Origin of the sequence: Flavobacterium oreochromis (assembly GCF_019565455.1) — a bacterium.
Taxonomy (GTDB): domain Bacteria; phylum Bacteroidota; class Bacteroidia; order Flavobacteriales; family Flavobacteriaceae; genus Flavobacterium; species Flavobacterium oreochromis.
On the sequence record NZ_CP067377.1, the window covers coordinates 3,270,661 to 3,291,234 of the forward strand.

At 26.9% G+C, this 20,574-nt stretch carries 14 protein-coding genes and 3 pseudogenes; 4 read left to right on the forward strand and 13 right to left on the reverse strand.

The window, feature by feature from the left end; genetic code table 11:
* Nucleotides 1–242: 242 nt before the first annotated feature.
* The 5 genes and pseudogenes from JJC03_RS15750 to fabG all read right to left on the reverse strand — a co-directional run bounded on the left by JJC03_RS15750 (nucleotide 243) and on the right by fabG (nucleotide 5,151).
* Nucleotides 243–482, reverse strand: a complete 240-nt coding sequence (locus JJC03_RS15750) for a hypothetical protein (protein ID WP_235873657.1) — start codon at nucleotides 480–482, stop codon at nucleotides 243–245.
* The gene (locus tag JJC03_RS15755) at nucleotides 443–922 is read right to left on the reverse strand and encodes a hypothetical protein (protein WP_235873658.1); all 480 of its coding nucleotides are present in this window, start codon (nucleotides 920–922) and stop codon (nucleotides 443–445) included. Before JJC03_RS15755 ends, JJC03_RS15750 begins: the two co-directional genes overlap by 40 nt.
* Nucleotides 923–1,073: 151 nt before the next feature.
* Nucleotides 1,074–1,880: pseudogene (locus JJC03_RS15760) on the reverse strand (tyrosine-type recombinase/integrase).
* A 417-nt stretch (nucleotides 1,881–2,297) separates the two neighbouring features.
* Nucleotides 2,298–4,325, reverse strand: coding sequence for a hypothetical protein (locus tag JJC03_RS15765; protein WP_235873659.1), 2,028 nt, complete (start codon nucleotides 4,323–4,325; stop codon nucleotides 2,298–2,300).
* Between the two features lie 79 nt (nucleotides 4,326–4,404).
* Nucleotides 4,405–5,151, reverse strand: a complete 747-nt coding sequence (gene fabG, locus JJC03_RS15770; RefSeq protein ID WP_088398838.1) for a 3-oxoacyl-[acyl-carrier-protein] reductase — start codon at nucleotides 5,149–5,151, stop codon at nucleotides 4,405–4,407.
* 163 nt (nucleotides 5,152–5,314) lie between these two features.
* Here fabG and JJC03_RS15775 point away from each other — a divergent pair, with 163 nt between their 5' ends.
* Nucleotides 5,315–6,508: a cytochrome-c peroxidase gene (locus JJC03_RS15775; RefSeq protein ID WP_235873660.1), complete on the forward strand. Its 1,194-nt coding sequence runs from the start codon at nucleotides 5,315–5,317 to the stop codon at nucleotides 6,506–6,508.
* Between the two features lie 98 nt (nucleotides 6,509–6,606).
* Here JJC03_RS15775 and JJC03_RS15780 read toward each other — a convergent pair whose 3' ends face one another.
* From JJC03_RS15780 to JJC03_RS15790, 3 genes are all read right to left on the reverse strand, one after another.
* Nucleotides 6,607–8,130, reverse strand: a complete 1,524-nt coding sequence (locus tag JJC03_RS15780) for an oligosaccharide flippase family protein (RefSeq protein WP_235873661.1) — start codon at nucleotides 8,128–8,130, stop codon at nucleotides 6,607–6,609.
* A gap of 62 nt (nucleotides 8,131–8,192) precedes the next feature.
* Complete coding sequence (locus JJC03_RS15785; protein ID WP_309597691.1) at nucleotides 8,193–9,260, reverse strand: DegT/DnrJ/EryC1/StrS family aminotransferase; 1,068 nt, start codon at nucleotides 9,258–9,260, stop codon at nucleotides 8,193–8,195.
* A gap of 81 nt (nucleotides 9,261–9,341) precedes the next feature.
* Nucleotides 9,342–10,295: a FemAB family protein gene (locus JJC03_RS15790; protein WP_088398835.1), complete on the reverse strand. Its 954-nt coding sequence runs from the start codon at nucleotides 10,293–10,295 to the stop codon at nucleotides 9,342–9,344.
* A 105-nt stretch (nucleotides 10,296–10,400) separates the two neighbouring features.
* Between JJC03_RS15790 and JJC03_RS15795 the strand changes: the two genes are divergently transcribed.
* The 3 genes and pseudogenes from JJC03_RS15795 (at nucleotide 10,401) to JJC03_RS15805 (ending at nucleotide 14,654) form a co-directional block, all read left to right on the forward strand.
* On the forward strand, nucleotides 10,401–11,186 hold the full coding sequence (locus JJC03_RS15795; protein WP_088398834.1) for a TrmH family RNA methyltransferase: 786 nt from the start codon (nucleotides 10,401–10,403) through the stop codon (nucleotides 11,184–11,186).
* Between the two features lie 455 nt (nucleotides 11,187–11,641).
* Nucleotides 11,642–13,754: pseudogene (gene ppk1 / locus JJC03_RS15800) on the forward strand (polyphosphate kinase 1).
* Between the two features lie 10 nt (nucleotides 13,755–13,764).
* Nucleotides 13,765–14,654 (forward strand): annotated as a pseudogene (locus JJC03_RS15805) (Ppx/GppA phosphatase family protein).
* A gap of 216 nt (nucleotides 14,655–14,870) precedes the next feature.
* Here JJC03_RS15805 and JJC03_RS15810 read toward each other — a convergent pair.
* The 5 genes from JJC03_RS15810 to JJC03_RS15830 form a co-directional block, all read right to left on the reverse strand.
* Nucleotides 14,871–15,923: an o-succinylbenzoate synthase gene (locus JJC03_RS15810; RefSeq protein ID WP_235873662.1), complete on the reverse strand. Its 1,053-nt coding sequence runs from the start codon at nucleotides 15,921–15,923 to the stop codon at nucleotides 14,871–14,873.
* A 22-nt stretch (nucleotides 15,924–15,945) separates the two neighbouring features.
* Complete coding sequence (locus JJC03_RS15815) at nucleotides 15,946–17,157, reverse strand: tetratricopeptide repeat protein (protein ID WP_235873663.1); 1,212 nt, start codon at nucleotides 17,155–17,157, stop codon at nucleotides 15,946–15,948.
* 446 nt (nucleotides 17,158–17,603) lie between these two features.
* Entirely contained in the window at nucleotides 17,604–18,083 is a 480-nt protein-coding gene (locus tag JJC03_RS15820) for a hypothetical protein (RefSeq protein ID WP_235873664.1), read from the reverse strand.
* A complete protein-coding gene (gene menA, locus JJC03_RS15825) occupies nucleotides 18,083–18,994 on the reverse strand; it encodes a 1,4-dihydroxy-2-naphthoate octaprenyltransferase (RefSeq protein ID WP_088398829.1) in 912 nt (303 codons plus the stop codon). Before menA ends, JJC03_RS15820 begins: the two co-directional genes overlap by 1 nt.
* A 345-nt stretch (nucleotides 18,995–19,339) precedes the next feature.
* Entirely contained in the window at nucleotides 19,340–20,203 is an 864-nt protein-coding gene (locus JJC03_RS15830; RefSeq protein WP_235873665.1) for a 1,4-dihydroxy-2-naphthoyl-CoA synthase, read from the reverse strand.
* Between the last annotated feature and the right edge of the window lie 371 nt (nucleotides 20,204–20,574).

The following is a 20,574-nucleotide window of genomic DNA, read 5'->3' on the forward strand; positions in this document are numbered from 1 at the left end:
AGTATCAAAGGGAAACAATAAAAAACTTCCGAAATACAGACTTCAAAAAAGAGGCACAGAGTGCCTCTTGTATATCATTAAACTTTTAGTTCGAAATTCCCATAGTGAGTCGATGGAATGCAATCGGTTCCGTTCAACAGAGGTTTACTTCACTGAGTTTCTATTTTGTTTTGGTGTTCAGTGATTACAATTCATTGTTCTTGCTTCGCACGCAACGAAACCTTAGCTGTTAGCAGTAGTACTTATTTTCCTAACGCAAAATAAGATGGATGCTCTATATATCCCAAATCAATGATATTTTGTCTTTCAAAAAGATTTTTTAAAACATCTATAATATCTGATATAAGGCTCAAAGAAAAATTATCTTTTAAAAATTCTGGACTTTTACCATATTCAAATACATATTCTTTTCCTTTATATTCAATCTTTCGACCTTCTTCTTTTACAAAATATATTCCTCCAGTATGAATTGTGTTTCGCAAAGTCCAAAACAATACAAGAAACTTGCAATCTTCATTCTGCCAATTATTTTCTGAATCATCAAAAAGAGTTGCAATAATTTTAAAAATTTTTTTTCACTTCCAGGAGTTAATCCTGTTATTTTTGAGTAGTAAAATCTAAAAATTAATTCTGTTTGAAAAAGTATTGTATCAATAATATTTTTATTTAGATTTTGAGTCAAGTTGAATGAATAATTTTGTGCTTGAATAATATCATCATTAAATATTTTTAAAAATTCGTTTCTATTTTCTGTTGAAAAACGAACGTTTATATCATAATTTATGTAAGCAACTGTTATTTCACTTTGGAAAAGTTCAATGTGTTTTCTTCTTATGTCTTTTTCAGGTAGATGTTTAAAGTTTGCAACATTGTTTTTTGCTTTTAAATATAAATCATATAGTAAATTCAATACTTCGGGCATAATTTTTTGTTCTTCTTGGTAGTATTACTGCTAACTCATAAATAGGCGAACCTATCTTAATCGTTTTTATTGTTATTATTGAAACAATTTAAAAATATGTACTTCGTATTTTAAATTGTTTTTAATCTTTTCATCTAAATATATAACTTTTCTACAAGTTATCTAAAGGACTAATAATTTTTCTTAAACTCATATCTGTCAATTTTGTATAAATTAAAGTCATTTTTATATCATTGTCACCTAACAACTCTTGTATAAATCGAATATCTGTTCCATTTTCTAATAAATGAGTAGCATAACTATGTCGTAAACTATGAATTCCTATAGGTTTACGAATACCAGCTTTACATAATGCTTCTTTAAAAATTTTTTGAATACTTCTTATAGAATACTGCCCTCCATACTGCCCTTCAAATAAATATTCTTTGGTTTGTACTCATGATAATATTTTCGTAACTGAGATAAAATACTTTCTGGTAAATTTACATATCTATCTTTTTACCTTTCCCTTTTGAACATGTACTCTCATATTTTTACTATCAATATCATAAATTCTCAATTGTACAATTTCTGAAACCCTAAGCCCCATTCCATAACAAAGTTTTAAAATGGTATTATGCTTCAAATTTTCTGTGACATTAAAAATAGCTTTGATTTCAGTACTATGTAATGCTTTAGGTAGTTTTAATTGCTTTTTTGGTCTTGGAATTTCAAGTACAATCTTTGGTTGTTTCAATATTTCTTCAAAGTAAAATTTAATACCATTAATTCTACTATGAATTGTATTTTCTTTTAATTTTAAAGCACTTAAACAGTGCAAAAGAAATTCTGTAATATCTTCAAGTTTACATTTGCTAGCTTTTTTATCCTTTATAAAATATAAAAATTGAGCGAGTTCTTGTACATAACATCTTATTGTACTTTGACTATAACCTAACAAATTTAATTGATTAACCATTTTGTTAAGTTCAATTTGATTATCTGGATAAATTTTAGAATGAATTAATTGACTGACTTGATAATCTATTGTTAAACCAAAAAATTTCCGATATTGAAGTACGTCAGGAACATACCAAGCTAATTGCGATTGACTCCAACGACTACCTTTTAAAGATCTAATAGGTAAAATTAAAGAATCTCTTTTTTCAAAAGTTATGAAAATTACCTTTTGGTTGCGATGCGAACCTAATCGAAACTGTAGGGCTTTAAATCAAACATTTTGGCATATAATTATACACCAAAAATAACAAAAAAGTCACTCTAGATCAAGTATTTAAAATTAAATAACAAAATTATTAGAAGTATTTAATATGATTTTATACTGGGTTTCTATAAATTTTAAACTTTAATACTTGATTTTTCTCTATAATAAAATTTAGAGTAATCCGTTATATTTCCTAGTAAACCACTCAGTACTTAATAAGACTATTAACAAAATTAATCCATAAACCCAATCTATAAAAGGAGCCTTTTTAACAACTTCTTTTTGTACAGGTTTATATTTTTCTAATTTTTCTAAATAATTAATAAGTTCATGTATTTGTTTGGGAGTATATACAAGTCCTTCTGTATTTTCTGCTAACTGTTTTAATCGAATTAAATCAGCATTAACAAATTGCTTCTCTGCATCAAAATACAAGATATGAAATCCCCCTATATACTGAGTTCCTGATTGTTTTTCTTTTACTATAAAATTATAATTACCCGCATCTAAATCATCAAAAGCAACAGAAAAATCAGTATTTCCCTTAACAAAATCATATATCTTTGTTTGTTTTGTATTGTTATTCTTTAGCTGAATCGTTAATTGTGCATTTTCATCAAACTCATAATTTTTATTAAAATATTGAGCTGAAAGTATAAGTGTTTCACCTGAATTATAAAAATTCTCATGGTTTACAACTAAATTTTTCTTTTTAGAATTTGAAGCTACATATTGAATCATTTTATCGAAAAAAACATCAAATTTCTCAAAAGATTTCTCTCTTAAATAAGATTCTAATCGCCACTTCCAAATATTTTCTCCAAATAAAAAAGCATTTCTATTAATACCACTTTCACTAAAAGCTAACAAAGGATTTTCAGTAGAAACTGTTCTTATACGCGCATTAAGCAAAGGATTTACATTAGATTTAGATATAATCGTTCCAAATGGATTTTCTAAAGGAGGGAATTGTTCAAAACCAAAATTATCAATCGAAAAAGAATTAAAATTACTATTAAAATTAGCTGAATAATCCTCTTTTTGACTAGATATCTTAAAGTCAAATTGATTATAATACTGTGATAACAAATTAAAATCAGTATTAAGTCCTGTAATAATAAAAGTATTAATCTTATTACTTTTATTTTGCTCTAAAATAGATTTAAATTCTGAATTTGGTTGATAAAGAAACAAGACACTGAAATCTGCTAAATTTTTAATATCTTTTGGTTTAACTAAAGTTACCTTTCGTTGTACATTGGATTCTATAGCTCTTCTAATGGCTCCTAAATCAGGATGAACAATAGAAGATACTAAAGCAACTTCTGTGCGTTGATCAATTACTTCTACAGCAAAATTTTTAGTATTATTAATTTTATTTTTTTCGTTTTCACTAGAAGTGATAACTGCTTTATAAGTATGGACTCCTACTCTATCAGCATTTAATAATACAGATATAATTTCTGATTTTTTATTAGCTGAAAATGAAACATTCTGTTTATAAATAGTTTTATCAGTTGTTTGTATACTTAAATTAGCATTTATTGATTTATTACCTGTGTAATTTAAAAATATTTCTACAGGAAATTTATTCTTTAAAAAAGCGTATTTATTAGTATTTAATTGATTAATTTTTAAATCTAAATGTTCAATCGTATCACCTAAAACAACAGGAAAAACATTTGTATTCTGCTGAATATTAAAGACATAATCATTTCCTTGTGTTTGATTTCCATCTGTTAATAAAACTACTGGATGATTTTGCGTACGATATAGTTGCTTTAAATTTTCAAAAACTTTATAAATATTTGATTGTTTTCCTTTAAAGTCAAGTGGTTGATTTATATTTAAATCTTGATCAAAGGAAAATAATTGTACTTGATATTTTTCTTGAAGTTTTGAGTTTTCAAAAATCTTTTGAGATACCTCTTTTGCTATTTTATTTTGATTCAAAAATTCTATTGATTCTGAATTATCAACAATTATAGGTAAAGGGGTTTTTGTCGTTTCATAAGTAGTTTTACTAATAATTGGATTAATCAATAGTAATAAAACTAAAAATAAAGAAGCAAAACGCAAAAAAGCCAAAAACAAATACAAACGCGATTTGTAATTGGCTTTATATAAATATTGATAAAAAGCAATTCCAGCAGAAACTATTATTGCTAAAAGTAAAAGTAAAATTGTATTTATCGACATATTTTAAAAAGTGTTGGATGTTCAGTTAATAAGACTCAGTTTATAAATTGTATTAATTTCCTAAAACTGTTATTACCTACTAAGTTAACATTCCTCCATCTACATTTAATACTTGACCTGTAACATAAGCACTCATATCAGAAGCTAAAAACACACAAGCATTTGCAATATCTTCTGGTTTACCACCTCTTCTTAAAGGAATTGTATCTCTCCAGCCTTGTACCACTTCTTCGTTTAATTTAGCTGTCATTTCTGTTTCAATAAAACCTGGAGCTATAGCATTACAACGAATATTTCGAGATCCTAATTCTAATGCTATCGATTTAGTAAAACCAATCATACCTGCTTTAGAGGCAGCATAATTTGCTTGACCAGCATTTCCTTTTACTCCTACTACACTACTCATATTAATAATGGATCCAGCACGGTTTTTTAACATTGTTTTTTGTACTGCTTTGGTCATATTGAATACAGACTTTAAGTTTATATCTATTACTGCATCAAAATCTTCTTCTGACATTCTCATTAATAAGTTATCTTTTGTAACTCCTGCATTATTTATAAGAATATCTATTGTACCAAATTCAGCTAAAACATCATCTATTAATTTTTGTGATTCAGTAAAATCAGCAGCATTCGATTTATATCCTTTTGCTTTAACCCCTAACGCAATTAATTCATTTTCTAATGCTAATGCGCTTTCTGCAGATGAACTATAAGTAAAAGCTACATTAGCTCCGTTTTTAGCAAATACTTCTGCTATCCCTTTACCAATACCACGACTAGCACCTGTAATAATAGCTACTTTTCCTTCTAATAATTTCATTTTATTTTTTTAATATGTATTATAATTTGTTTGGTCGAACAAATATAAAAATACTTTAATATTATTCTATAAGATTTTAAATTTAAAATTAAACCTTTCTATTTTTCTTCAGTCATATATGTAACAGTACTAAAAGCTCTTAATCACCTAAAATTCAAACCTCATGAAAAAACTAACCTACTTATCATTATGCTCAATCTTTAGCATAGCTTGTGAGTCTAATAATAACTCATATCTAAAAATCCCTGAAACAACAGAAGCTTATCCTAATGTTGTATCTACTTTTAGCAATAAAATAGACTTAAACAATCTATATAACTATGCTAATCAAACAATTCCTCAATATATAACTAAATCTAACACAGGTTCAAATCTTATAACTGATAAAGGGGCTACTTTAGGAAGAGTATTGTTTTATGATAAAAATCTTTCTTCTAATAATACTATTTCTTGCGCTAGTTGTCATCAGCAAATCAACGCTTTTAGCGATACTGAATTAGCAAGTAAAGGAGTTAATGGCACTACTGATAGACATTCTATGCGACTAGTTAATAATCGTTTTGCTAATGAAACAAAGTTTTTTTGGGATGAACGTGCTACTAGTCTAGAATTTCAAGTTACTCAACCAATCAGAAATCATACTGAAATGGGATTTAGTGGTACAAATGGTGATTTAGATTTTAATGCACTAATAAGTAAATTAAATACAATTTCTTATTACAAAGAACTTTTTAAGTTTGTATATGGTTCTGAAGAAATTACTGAAACAAAAATACAACTTGCTCTAGCTCAATTTGTAAAAAGTATACAATCTTTTGATTCTAAATATGATATAGGTAGAGCACTTGTTGCAAATGACAACCAATCATTTCCTAACTTTACAACGCAAGAAAATGTAGGGAAAAATTTATTTCTTACACCTTCAACATTTGATGCCACAGGAAATAGAATAAGTGGAGGACTTGGCTGTGCTTCTTGTCATGCTGCTCCAGAATTTGACATAAATCCTAATAGTAAAAATAATGGTATAGGAGGATCTATTAATGGTGGATCAGATTTTACTATTACCAAAGCCCCTAGCTTAAGAGATTTAGTCAAAACAGATGGAACTGTAAATAGTCCTATGATGCACACAGGAGTTATTACAACTTTACAAGCAGTTATAGGTCATTACGGAAACTTAACTCATGCTGCTGTAAATAATCCTAATCTTGATAACAAATTAAAACCTAATGGTTTTGGACAACAACTTCATCTTAATACAACTGAGGTTAATGCTGTTATTGCTTTCTTAAAAACATTATCTGGAACTAATGTATATACTGATCCTAAATGGTCTACTCCTTTTAAAACTTAATCTTTTCTCCATTAAATAAAATTTCAAAAAAGATTTATCATAAAAATCCTCTTTTTAGGTTACCGCCCCAAACGGAGGTTTCGATCTCCGTTTATAAATTAAAATTCTTTTTTTAAAAATTTATTAATTCTATATGTTAAATCACTCAATATTGGATTTGTTGCTACCTTATTCTTTTTTAATTCATTAAAAGAATATTTTATACTAAATAAGAATATAAAAAAAGATACGATATAACTCCAATAAGTTGATTTTTGACAAATAAATATCAAAACAACAATGGCTAACAAAAACATCATGACGATGCTATTTTTTAAAATTGATCGCTCAAATTCAAACGAATAACGTTTTTTAACTATCAAATAAATTAATATATTGTATTGAAAAAAGTGAATTAAATAAGCAAATCCTAAGCCATTAATTCCATGATAGATATAAAAATAGATATAAAACACTAGTTTAATTAAATTTCCATATACACCTTCAAAAAGAAGATAAAATATTTTATCACTTTTAGCAAAAGAGATATATCCCATACAATAAGAAACTAATTGAAAAAAAGTTGCAAAAGAAATTAATCGAATTAATAAAACAGAATCAATAAATTCTTTAGATAAAAATAATTGTACTAAAAGAGGTGCTAAAATTATTAATAAAATTAATAATGGAGAAACTAACAAAACAACCACATCTGTTTGCTCATTAACTAACTGTTTAATTTTATCATTATTTTTAGACACCATAGACAATCTAGGAAAAAAATCAGTTGCTAATGCTGTTAATAGAAAACCTACATATTGAGTTGTCAATGAAATAGCAGCTGAATACAACCCTAAATCCTTTAAACCTCCTCTTTTTTCTATAAAAACATTTATTATTTGATTCGTAACTAAGGCTAAAAGAGAAGCTATAATTAAAACAAAACCTAACTGTATAATTTTTTTAGCATACAATAAAACGGTACGATCCAATTTAAAATTTACTTTTATTTTATTTTTTAGTAAATAAAAAAATGAAATTATAAAACTGATAAATGCTGAGCCTAAAATTGAATAAATGACGCCTTGCTCTTTATTAGTGTAAAAGAAGAAACTTGATAATAAAAAACTAAAAATAGAAATATAGATACTTGAGATAATAATATCTCTTATCATTTGTAAGGATTTGAAAATAGTTTGTATACCTTTTCCTAAAATCGTAAACAATACACATAATGACAAACAAACAAACTCATTATAATATCTAAATGAATTAAAGGTAAACAAACTTAATTGTTTAGCAAAAATTAAGGTCAATAAGGCACCAAAAAAAGCTGAAAATAAAAACAATAAAATAGAAATATTAGTACTTTTTTCTAACGCCTTTTTATCATCATATTCCAAATTATTTGATATTTCCCGTACAACACTTAGCTCTAAACCAAACAAACTAAAAGTAGAAACAATATTTAGGGTAGAATTAAAAAGATTATTTAAAGCAATACCTGAAGGTCCTAAAAAAACAGCCATTATTTTACCTTTAAATAAGGCAATTACAACATTTATAAACTGTACAAGTCCAAAACTTAGTGTATTAACGAAGGTTTTATTATAACTTTTAATATTTAGGTTTTCTTCTTCCATAATTATAAAAATATAAAGCAAGAATAATACATTTAATAAAACTTATTAATGTAAAATTAATACTAAAAAGCATTTAATATTTTAATTACATAATTCACTTCCTCCTCGCTCATTACAGGACTTATTGGTAAACTAAGTATTTCATCATGAATTTGTTCTGTTATAGAAAAACTTAAATGATTCCACTCACTCATTCCTTCCTGTTTATGCGGTGGAACAGGATAATGGATAAGTGTTTGAATTCCTTTATCCTCTAAATATTTCTGTAACACATCACGTTCTTTAGACCTAATAACAAATACATGAAATACATGTTCTGTTATAGCTGTAATTTTAGGAAGAATGATTTTAGAATTTTGAATATTTTTTAAATAAGAATCTGCTATCCTCCTTCTCGCATTATTATCACAATCTAATTTTGGCAACTTAATGTTTAAAAATGCAGCCTGTAATTCATCTAATCTAGAATTAAAACCCTTTAATTCATTATAATACTTCTTTGAAGAGCCATAGTTACGTAGTTTTTGTATAGTTTTTGCAATGAATTCATCATCTGTCACAATAGCCCCTCCATCTCCCAAAGCACCTAAATTTTTACCTGGGTAAAAACTAAAAGTACGTGTATGATTTCCTTTAAACTTTAAGCCATGAGCCTGAGCACAATCTTCTATGACCAACAAATTATGATGACAACTTATTTTCATAATAGCATCCATATGAGCTAATTGACCGTATAAATGAACGATCAACAAACCTCTTGTTTTAGAGGTGATTTTTTCTTCTATTTTAGAAGGATCAAGTGTATACGTATCTATTTCAGGTTCTACTAATACCGGGATAAGACCCGCTTGTATAATCCCTAAAATAGAAGCTATATAAGTATTAGCTGGTACTATAATTTCATCTCCTTTACTTAAACTACCTTTTTCTATATATGCTAAAAAAGTAAGTGTTATTGCATCAAGTCCATTCCCTACTCCTACACAATAACTAGATTCACAATATCTAGCAAATTGTTTTTCAAACAAAGTCACTTCTTTTCCTAAAATATACCATCCTGATTGCAATAATTCTTGCAATTTATCTTGAAAAAGCATTTCATAAGGCTCATTTATTTTCTTTAGATCCAAAAAGAGACATTCATTAAATTAGGATTAGGTTCTATATAGTTCATAAAATTTTAATTTCTATTATACAATCATTTTTTGAATTTAATTAACTGTATTTCCAATTTCAATTTTATATGTATCTAAATTATAAATTGAACAGCCTAATTCCTTTTTTTGTTGTAGTAAACCTATATTATACCCTAAAGAACTACTATTACTAACTGTTCCCATATCAAAAAAATGAAATGAATCTTTATACTTTTGAATTAATTTGATAAATAAAAAATCAAGTGCTCGGTATTTCTCCCCTAATACAGTAGTAGCTCCATATTGTGATTTTATTCCTCTTTCTGATATAAAAAGTGTAATTCCAGCTATAATTTTATTTTCAAAATAAACAGAATATTGTACAATATTAGAAGGAAATAAATCTCGCAATTTCTGAATTTCTAATAAGGAATGAACTGGTTTTGTTTTATAACGTTCCATTAGTCTAGGTGTTAAAACATTAGTCCAAAAAGGCATTAAACTGGTTTCTTTTCTTATTTCTAACCCTAATTTATCTAATTTATTAAAGCGCTTCATTTTACTCTTTGAAATTGAAAATAATGTTCTATAATTAATCATTAAGTTCATTTCTCGTTTAACTAATAAAGACTTATAACGATTAAATAAAAGAAAATCTATTCCTTGGTGGTATTGTAGATATAAATTTGGAATTTGTTTTAATATAATTTCCTTTATGTTGTTTTCATTTAAAAAATGAAAAATATCTTGAAGAATTATTTCTATTTTATCCAAAGTTAATTTTGATGAAAAATAAAAACCTCCATAGGTTAATCCTTGATGAGAGTATAATACTTCATCTATCCTATTAGCTGGCAAGACTCCTACTAATGTTTTATGATCGAAAATCATTAATGAAAAATCTTCAAAACGCTCTTGATGATATTCCATATAATCACGATGAAATAAAAAAGTAGCATTTTCGGATGTTTCAATAAATCGATTCCAAATAGTATAGTAATTAGAATTATATAATACGATTGTAAACAAACTTAAATTTTAAAAATTAAAATCGAAAGTACACATTTTAATATGCCAATACAAATTTTAACATCTCAGTTTTTTTAGATAATTTTGGTTTTTATTTAAAATACAATGAAACAAATTAGCTCAATTCAAAATTCTTATATCAAGTCATTAAACTTACTACAAGAAAAAGCAAAAGAAAGAAAGAGAACAGGAAGTTTTTTAATTGAAGGAATACGTGAAATAGAATTAGCTAAAAAAGGTGGTTATCAAATAGATACCATTTTAACATGTACTGAAATAATACCCAAATTTAATAGCTCTGAATTTGAATACAATCAAATTATTGAAATATCAAAAGAAGTATATCACAAATTAGCCTATCGTGATACTACTGAAGGAATTCTTGCTGTTGCCAAAACAAAATCATTTAAATTAGAAGATTTAAAACTACCTAATAATCCTTTAATACTAGTTGCAGAAGCTCCTGAAAAACCAGGAAATATTGGAGCCATACTTCGTACAGCAGATGCAGCTAATTTAGATGCTGTAATTATTGCTAATCCTAAAAGTGATCTTTACAACCCTAATATTGTAAGATCTAGCGTAGGATGTCTTTTTACAAATCAAATTGCTACAGGTACGACTAATGAAATTATAGAATTTCTAAAAACTAACCATATTAATTTTTATGCAGCTACCCTTCAAAATTCAACACATTATCACATACAAGATTATACAAAACCAACTGCCCTTATAGTAGGTACTGAAGCTACAGGATTAAGTGAAAAATGGAGAACGGAAGCTACTCAAAACATAATAATACCTATGCAAGGAGCCATAGATAGTATGAATGTATCCGTTGCAGCCGCTATCCTAATTTTTGAAGCAAAAAGACAACGTAACTTTAAATAGTATAACTTTTTTATTACACCCCAATCACTTCATATCAATTCCTTAATACAAAAAGAGTTTTTTACACTAGATTATAACTTATATTTAAACATTAAAAGATTAATGTTTGATAAAAACACAATATGTTATACACTTTATCTTTTTACATAACGCGACTTACTTATTTTATATAAAAAACTAAATATCAGCAAATTAAAGAATTAAAAACAATCGTATTTTATCCTTTAGAATACTTATTTTTTAATTTTAATATAAAATTAATGTAAAAATATTGTTAAACAATTAATTCTTTTTAAAGATCATGATGCCATTACAAATTTTGTCAATAAATTTGATGGTATTATATAAAATGTTTTAGTTAATTTTTTATTTCTTATTGTATTCTCAAACAATTCTAAATTAAATAAAACTAAACATTAAATCATCAATAGTAGCAAAAGAAATAAAGTATATATATGCCAAATAATGAAAATAGATATATAGACCGTGAAAAAAGCTGGTTAGCATTTAACTTTAGAGTATTACAAGAAGCAGGTGATGAAAAAGTACCTTTATTAGATCGTTTACGGTTCTTAGGAATTTTTTCAAATAATTTAGACGAATTCTTCCGCGTTCGATATGCCGCCATTAGAAGACTTGCTTTAGAAGGAAAAACAAATGAAGAAATTTTAGGAGGAATATCATTACAACAATTAATCAAAGACATTACAGATACAGTTATAGAACAACAATCTGAAAGTCTTAGAATATTAAGCATTATTGAAAAAGAACTAGGAAAAGAAGGTATTTTTATCATTAATGAAACTGAAATAAACAAAGAGCAACAAAATTTTATTAGAGACTTTTTTATTCAAAAAGTAAGCCCTGAATTAGTAACTATCATATTAAATGATTTAGATGAATTTCCTTTATTAAAAGACACATCAGGATACTTAGCAATAAAAATGGTCATGAAACCAAAAGAAGAGTCTTCTATTTTGGAAAAAATAAAATTCAAAAAAGATGTTCGATATGCCGTAATTGAAATTCCTAAAACTATTAATCGTTTTGTCGTTTTACCTTCAAATAATGACAAACAATATATCATCATGCTAGATGATGTAATACGCTATAATATTCATCAAATATTTACCATTTTTGATTACGATAGCATAACTGCTCATATGATTAAAATTACTCGTGATGCAGAATTAGAACTTGATACTGATTTAAATAAAAGTTTTTTAGAAAAAATTTCATTAGGAGTCAAAGACAGACGAATAGGAGAACCTGTACGCTTTGTATACGACCAGACGATTGATAAAGATACCCTTAAATTTTTCTTACAAAAAATGGGGATAAATTCAAAAGACAGCTTAATTCGGGTGGACGATACCATAATCGTCGTGATTATATGGATTTTCCTAATTTAGGTCGATTTGATCTATTATATAAATCAAACGTTCCTTTATCTGTAAAAGGATTAAGCATAGAAGGTAGCTTTTTAAAAAAAATTGAACACAAAGATTACTTAATAAATGCTCCTTATCAGTCTTTTTCTTATATAATAAAATTTCTTAGAGAAGCTGCATTAGATCCTTATGTTACAACAATTAAAATTACCTTATACCGCTTAGCAAAAAACTCACAAATAGTAAGCTCCTTGATTAATGCTGCTAAAAATGGAAAAAAAGTCATCGTTCAAATAGAACTTCAAGCTCGATTTGATGAAGCTAGTAACATTTCCTATGCAGAAATAATGCAAACAGAAGGTATAGAATTAATTTTTGGAGTAAAAGGTTTAAAAGTACACAGTAAAATATGCTATGTTGAAAGAATTGATGAAAGAGGAAAATTAAAACGCTATGGAATTATCTCTACAGGTAATTTTAACGAGTCTAGTGCTAAAATATATACAGATGTTACCTTATTTACGGCACATCAAAAATTTTAAAAGACATGGTTAAAGTCTTTGAATTCTTTCAAATTAATTATAAAGTACATCGTTATAAACACTTAATTCTTTCACCTCATTATACCCGATCAAAATTTTGTAAATTAATTGATCGTGAAATACTTAATGCTTCATTAGGAAAACCCGCTTATATAAAACTCAAAATGAATAGTTTATCTGATTATAAAATGATAGATAAATTATACGATGCTAGCAGAGCAGGTGTAAAAATACAATTAATCATTAGAGGTATTTGTTCATTAATTCCTGGTATAAAAGGAATGAGTGAAAATATAGAAGCTATTTCTATAGTTGATGCTTATTTAGAACATTCTAGAGTTTACATTTTTTGTAACGAAAATAATCCTGATGTCTTTATCTCATCCGCTGATTTTATGACTAGAAATTTAGATGCCCGAGTAGAAGTATCATGCCCTATTTATGATGAAGATATAAAAGAAGAATTAATAAATACTTTTGATATAGGCTGGAAAGGCAATGTTAAAGCCCGTTTTCACTCAGAAAAATTAGATAATAAATATCGACTAAGAGGAAATAATCCTGTTTTCAGAGCACAATTAGAAACCTATCAATATTATCGAAATAAAATAGAAGTTATAGAAGAAATAATTTAAATCAATTCAAATGATTAATATAAAAAAATATGCAGCAATAGATATAGGATCTAACGCTGTCAGGTTACTAATTATGAACATAGTAGAGCAAAAAGGAAAAGAAACTCAATTTAACAAAAGTGCTCTATTTAGAGTACCTATCCGATTAGGACAAGATGCTTTTACTGTAGGAGAAATTACTCAGGAAAATATTAATCGAATGATAGATGCTATGAAAGCCTATAAATTACTAATGGGAGTCTATAAAGTAGAAAAATATAAGGCCTGTGCAACTTCAGCCATGAGAGAAGCTTATAACGCAAAAGAGGTCGTAGAATTAATAAAAAGAAAGCTGAAGTAAAAATTGATATTATTGATGGAAAAAAAGAAGCAGCCATAATAGCAGCTTCTGATTTACACTCTTTTATAAAAACAGAACAAACCTATCTATATGTGGATGTAGGAGGAGGAAGTACTGAATTTTCATTATTTAGTGAAGGAAGAATGATGGCTTCTAAATCATTTAAAAATGGAACTGTACGACTACTAAATGAAATGGTAAATAATGTTGTATGGGAAGAAATTGAAAAATGGATAAAATGTGTTACAGAACCTTATGAAGAAATTACCTTAATTGGCTCTGGAGGTAATATCAATAAAATATTTAAACTATCTGGTAAACAACAAGACAAACCTTTATCCTATATTTATTTAAATACACAATATCAATATCTTTCCTCATTATCTTACGAAGAAAGAATTGCAGAACTAGGATTAAATACAGACCGAGCAGATGTTATCATTCATGCCCTTAGAATTTATTTAAATGCAATGAAATGGAGTAAAGCAAATAAAATTTATGTTCCTAAAATAGGTCTTTCAGATGGAATTATAAAAGCCATGTATCATGAAAAAATATAATTTCATACACTATCGATAAAAAAGTTTAACCTTTAGAAAGAGGTTAAACTTTTTTATAAAATCTTTAAAATTATTACAGCTTTTAAAAAAATATTCTAACTAAGATTAGAGTTATAAATTAAGAGATACAGTTTTTTATTTACTCTTTAAAAAATCCTTATATCATTTTAGTAAAGTGAGTATTAAATTAATAGAATGCTTTCAGTAAGTAAATAATTACGATAAAAAAGTATTTATAAATTTAGAACTCCATTCTTGAGAAGGATTATATGATAAAAATCCATTACTAACCACTAAAGGACAATCAATATTATTGAGATATAAAGCACCAGTACCCAAACCTTGTGGTGTAAGTTTTTTCTTCATAAAAGTATATTGAGCAATAGCATTGAGCCCTATATTAGATTCTAACGCGGAAGTAATCCACCAACCTATATTATATTTTTCAGCTAATTGTATCCATTCATCAGTACCTTTAAACCCTCCTATAAAACTAGGTTTTAATATAATATACTGAGGTTTTATTTCTAACAAAAGAGCTTCTTTTTCTCTTAATGAAAAAATTCCTATTAATTCTTCATCTAAAGCAATAGGTAATTGAGATTGACTACATAGTTCTTTCATTTCTTTTCTTTGTCCTTTAGATATAGGCTGCTCTATACTATGAATAGACAAATGAGCTAATTTATGTAATTTATCAGATACAGTTTCATGATCAAAAGCTCCATTTGCGTCTACTCGTAATTCTATCTGTTCCTTTGAAAAATTGGAGCGAATGAATTTTAATAATTTATATTCAGCATCAAAATCAATAGCTCCTATTTTCATTTTTATACAATAAAAACCTAGATTAATTTTTTCTTCTATTTGTTGCTTCATAAAAGCTTCATCTCCCATCCATATTAAACCATTAATAGGAATAGCAGCTTCTCCTTTTGTAAATTTAGAAGGAAATAACTCAAAAGAATTGGTAGATTCTAATGATTTAAAAGCCATTTCAACTCCAAATTGTATTGAAGGAAATTCTAAAAGCTCATTCCAAAGTTTATCTTTTCCTAGATGAATATTTTGACAAACCCATTTTAGTTTTTCTTCATAATCAGGTCGATCATCTACTGATAATCCGCGAAGTATTCCACACTCTCCTATTCCTTTTTTTTTATTTTCTTCTAAAATAAGAAACCATGTTTCTTTCTGATTTAATACCCCTCTTGAAGTTCCTGCAGGACGTTTAAAATCTAATAAATAATTTATATAAGTAGCTTTCATTTTTGGATTACAGATACTAAAATTAATTATATAATCTCCAAATCTTATCTATATTTTCTTGTGGTAAAGAAGAAGATACTTTAAATTTTTCTAAATCATTTACCACCTTATTAATCCATGTTTGCTTGGCTGAAATGTTTTGAGTTTTATATTTTTTATGAATCTCTTTAGACTTAGATACTTCATCTAAAAACATATAAACATGCGCTAAGTTTAATTTGATTTTCAACTCGCTTTTATCTTTATCTTCTGCTAAGAGTAATGTTTGCAATGATTTTTCAAATTGATTTGTATTCATATACATTTCTGCTAAAAAATTATAATCTAAAGCAGTAGCATATTCTGTACTAATTAATCTATTTTGAATCCAATTAATAGCCTCTTCTTCTTTTTTACTTTTAAATAAGTTTTCAGCTTGTTGGCAGATTAAATTATTATAAAAAGGCATACAATTTGCTTGTTTAAAACATATTGCATCATTTTCTTCTATAAAAAGAATTTGTTCTTGTTTACTTAAGTTTAAAAAATCTTGAAAACGATATTTATCCATTACTTTATTAAGTAAACAAAAAGCAATTGTATTAGATAAATCTATTTTTAAATTTTTAGATAAAGAGATTTGTTTAATATTTTCTATAGCTATTTCCTTATTATTCTTAGTCCATCCTCTACTCGCTATATTATCAACCCAAGGGATTACCTCTAATATTATCTTTTCACTCATTAACCAATTTTGGCTTTTAAAAGTAAACCAAAGGTTTTTAGTATTTTCATTCAGACATGCTGATTTTAAAGAAATTAGTTTGCCATCCTTACTAACAGGATTTTTTTGATATAAACAAGCTTTTTGAATTGATTCTGTTTTAATAAATTCATTACTAGACGACTCATCTATAAATATAGCATAGGTACATTTATCTATCCCTGAAATAGATGATACTAATGAAATAGCACTTCCTGTACCTTTTCCTATAAAATAAGGATCAGGAATTGCTTTTAATACAGAAGCAAGATCATTTACCATTTTTTGATTTTCATCAAGCAAAGTAATCCTGTAAGCAATTTCAGTTGTTCCTACAGGCAAATCTTGTGTTTTTACAATTAATTTTTCACCAGCAGAAAGATTTATTTCTTTAGTAGTTCCTCTTTGATTATCCCAATAACCAGATGGAGACTGTGTATATGCTGTAATATAACTTAAAATAAAAAATACTTTATAAAAATAAAATTTCATCTGAATCCTATCAAATATTAAAAAAATAAACTGTTCAAAAGTCAAAAATAAATAAAATAATACTTACTTTTTGTCTTATAGATAAATCTCTATTTACTAAAAAATAATTTATTTTTTAACTTTTAAACAGCCTTTAATATATATTTTATTGGTTTAATCTAACTATCCAAATAACTTTTTCCAAAGACTCTTTTTTTCTATTTTAGGAATAGGAACGTCTAACTCTGTTTTTCTAAGTGGTTTTTCTTGTTTTGATAGACCATTCTGAGGTGCAAATTGCAAACTTTGAGCATCACAATTTTCTATAACAATATCACTTACATCATTTGAAGAAACTAAAAAATCTTTGTTTATTATACCTACAGCTTCTAGTATTCCTAAATTATTTGATTTAGCATATTCTAAACTATTTAAAAAAATAGTGATATACTCACCAAAAAAAGAATTTAAATCATTTTGTACACTCCCTTTTTACCATAATCTTGTAGCAATTCTATTACTTTATTATAAGGAATATAGACACCTCCACTCTTTTCTCCTGAAATCTTATTATTAACGTTCAGAAGTATATCTTTTTCTTGATTTACTATTTCTTGCCATTTTTTTGTATATCGCTCGAAATAAGATTTTTTGTCTATTAATTTTGAAAAAGAAAAATCTTTTAAATAAAAATATTTCCTAAAAAGACCTTGAACAAGGGCTATGTTGTAACCATGAGCTTCATCAAAATTATTTTTTGATTGGGCATTTTTAGCTGCCATTTTCATTATTTCAACATAGGACTTTAAACTTTCTTCACCAAGATTAAAACGTCTACCATTTTTTACAATTTCATAATATACATGATCCAATATACTTTGAAATTTCAAATCACAATACCATTCGTTTATTTCTTTTTCTGTAATTGGATGATAACTACAATTCATTATTGATTAAAAATTAATGTTAGTGATAATATTAAAGATATTAAAAAAGTACTTATTGCTAATTTTTTCAATTGAGGATCTAGCGTTCTATTGTCAGGACAATTATAAACAGTCATAAGATGACTTATCAAAGGGAAATAGGCCACTAAGAAAAAATATTGTTCCCAATTAAAATTAGATAAATATGCAAACACGAGAATTAATAACATAGCTGTAATAATCAAAAAATAATGGTATTTTTTCGCATTATTACCTCCCATTTTTACAACTATTGTATTTTTACCTGATCGACGATCTAAAATTTCGTCACGCATGTTATTTAAATTTAATACTCCTGCACTGAGCATACCAATAGCTGATGCTGGTAAAACTAATAAGATACTAAAATCTTTTGTAAATAAAAAATTAACTCCTAAAGTACTTACCCATCCAAAGAAAATAAAAACAAAAACATCGCCTAATCCTCTGTAACCATAGGCAAAATTCCCAACAGTGTACTTTATAGCAGCTATAACACAAATTACTCCTAATCCAAGAAAAAATAAAGAATAATTAAGATACATCCCTTTAAAGGAAGTATAAATAAGTAGACATGCTGATAGAAGACTAATTATTGCAGTAACATATACAGCTATTTTCATTTGTTTAGGAGTTATCTCTCCGCTTGCTACTAATCTTTTTTCTCCTATTCTATTGGCATCAGTACCTTTAATTCCATCCCCATAATCATTTGCAAAATTAGAGAGCACTTGAAATCCTATGGTTGTAAAAATAGCTAATATAAAAATTTGCCAATCAAACAATTCATTAGTAAATCTACTTGTTTTATAAGCATACATACTACCTATTAAAATACCTGACAACGATAAAGGTAAAGTTCGTAGGCGTGCGGCTTGTATCCAGTGTTTCATATATTTTAAATAAACAATAACCAACAAATGCTAATCAATTAATATACAAAATATTAGCAATTAAATTATTTAGGCTACAAAATTAATAATTCTTTTAAAATGAGGTCAAAATTATAAATTCGACGAAAAACTACAAGTTCCTAAGATTATTTAGGAGAAACTAATTAGTATAAAATCAGATATTAGTAGAAATAATGGAGGCAATAGGTCAAATATAATAAAAAAATACGAACCTCCTTATATACTCTATAATTTTCAAACCCTAATTTTCTAATAGCATTCATTATGACTAATATAAAAAATCATAATGAAAATACCTCTAACTCTATATATGAATACAAAGGGTTAGAAGTAATTTAAAATATTATTCCTATGGAATATATTTTTTTCAAAATTAGGTTTACGTTTTTCTAAAAACGCATTTCTTCCTTCAATAGCTTCGTCACTCATATAAGCTAATCGCGTGGCTTCACCAGCAAAAACCTGCTGCCCTACCATACCATCATCAGTTAAATTCATTGAAAACTTCAACATTTTAATCGAAATAGGTGATTTTTCTAATATTTCTTGAGCCCATTGATATGCTGTTTCTTCTAATTCAGCATGTGGTATCACAGCATTTACCATTCCCATTTCGTATGCTTCTTGTGCAGAATAATTTCTACCTAAAAAGAAAATTTCACGCGCTTTCTTTTGTCCTACCATTTTAGCTAAATATGCAGAACCATACCCTCCATCGAAACTTGTAACATCAGCATCTGTTTGCTTAAAAATTGCATGTTCCTTACTTGCTAATGTTAAGTCACAAACTACATGTAAAGAGTGTCCTCCACCAACAGCCCATCCTGGAACCACAGCAATAACAGCTTTTGGCATAAAACGAATTAAACGTTGTACTTCTAAAATATTTAATCTATGATATCCATCTTCCCCTACATAACCTTGATGTCCTCTTGCTCGCTGATCTCCTCCACTACAAAAAGACCAAATACCATCTTTAGAAGAAGGTCCTTCAGCAGATAATAATACTACACCTATTGATGTATCTTCATGGGCATCTTTAAAAGCAACTAATAACTCTGAAGTCGTTTTGGGTCTAAAAGCATTACGAACATCTGGACGATTAAAGGCAATTCGAGCAACACCGTTACATTTCTTGTAAGTAATATCTTCAAATTCTAGGGCTGTTTCCCATTGTATTTTACTCATAACAATACAGTTATTTTATTATAAAATTATTAATAATTAACACTTAAAAAATAAAACCAAAACTATTAGATTTTATCATGCGTTAGGCAAAAATACTTCAATTTTATCGTATATAGCAATCCACAGTATATAAAATTTATTATTTTGTTACAAAACCCAAACTAAACAATTATATATTATTGTATAAAAAAATAAAAAACTATAACTTACTAAAACTACCTTATAAATCGACTACTATGATTTCTTTTAAAAATTAACCATTCTAAGAGGTTATAAACATTAGATATTAAAAAAGGAATAAAAAAATATTATTAATAAAAAACAATTCTAAATTTCGTTTTCTAAAATTATAGTTACCTTTGACCCTAGCA